Here is a 1344-nt window from a genome sequence, read left to right on the forward strand (position 1 = left end):
GACAGCAACGGCGACGGCATCGGCGACTCAAAGGCCTCACCGCCAAACTCGACTACCTCCAATGGCTCGGCATCGACTGCCTCTGGCTCCCCCCCTTCTTCAAATCACCGTTGAGGGACGGCGGCTACGACGTCTCCGACTACACCGCCGTCCTCCCCGAATTCGGCGACCTCGCCGACTTCGTCGAATTCGTCGACGCCGCCCACCAACGCGGCATGCGCGTCATCATCGACTTCGTCATGAACCACACCAGCGACCAACACCCCTGGTTCCAGGAATCAAGAAACAACCCCCAAGGCCCCTACGGCGACTACTACGTCTGGGCCGACAAAGACGAACAATACCCAGAAGCCCGCATCATCTTCGTCGACACCGAAGCCTCCAACTGGACCTTCGACCCCGTCCGCAAACAGTACTACTGGCACCGCTTCTTCTCCCACCAACCCGACCTCAACTACGAAAACCCCGCAGTCCAGGAAGAAATCCTCTCCGCCCTCAAATTCTGGCTCGACCTCGGCATCGACGGCTTCCGCCTCGACGCCGTCCCCTACCTCTACCAAGCCGAAGGCACCAACTGCGAAAACCTCCCCGCCACCCACCAATTCCTCAAACACGTCCGCAAAGAAATCGACGACCACTACCCCGACACCGTCCTCCTCGCAGAAGCCAACCAGTGGCCCGAAGACGTCGTCGACTACTTCGGCGACTTCGCCAGCGGCGGCGACGAATGCCACATGGCATTCCACTTCCCCGTCATGCCCCGCATCTTCATGGCAGTCAGGCGCGAATCGCGCTACCCGGTCTCCGAAATCCTCGCCAAGACCCCCGCCATCCCCAACAACTGCCAATGGGGCATCTTCCTGCGCAACCACGACGAGCTCACCCTCGAAATGGTCACCGACGAAGAACGCGACTACATGTGGGCCGAATACGCCAAAGACCCCCGCATGCGCGCCAACATCGGCATCCGACGCCGTCTGGCCCCCCTCCTCGACAACGACCGCAACCAGATCGAACTCTTCACCGCCCTCCTGCTGTCCCTCCCCGGCTCGCCGATCCTCTACTACGGCGACGAGATCGGCATGGGCGACAACATCTGGCTCGGCGACCGCGACGCCGTCCGCACCCCCATGCAATGGACCCCCGACCGCAACGCCGGCTTCTCCTCCTGCGACCCCGGACGCCTCGTCCTGCCCACGATCATGGACCCCGTCTACGGCTACCAGGTCACCAACGTCGAAGCCTCCATGTCCTCCCCCTCCTCGCTCCTGCACTGGACCCGCCGCATGATCGAGATCCGCAAACAGAACCCCGCCTTCGCCTCGGCTCCTACACCGAACTCCC

1 pseudogene is annotated in these 1344 nt (G+C 62.7%); it reads left to right on the top strand.

Going from position 1 to position 1344, the window contains the following annotated elements:
- Positions 1 to 1344 (top strand): annotated as a pseudogene (treS, locus tag STRTUCAR8_RS27505) (maltose alpha-D-glucosyltransferase); the annotation flags it as partial.

This window comes from Streptomyces turgidiscabies Car8, assembly GCF_000331005.1.
GTDB classification, from domain to species: domain Bacteria; phylum Actinomycetota; class Actinomycetes; order Streptomycetales; family Streptomycetaceae; genus Streptomyces; species Streptomyces turgidiscabies.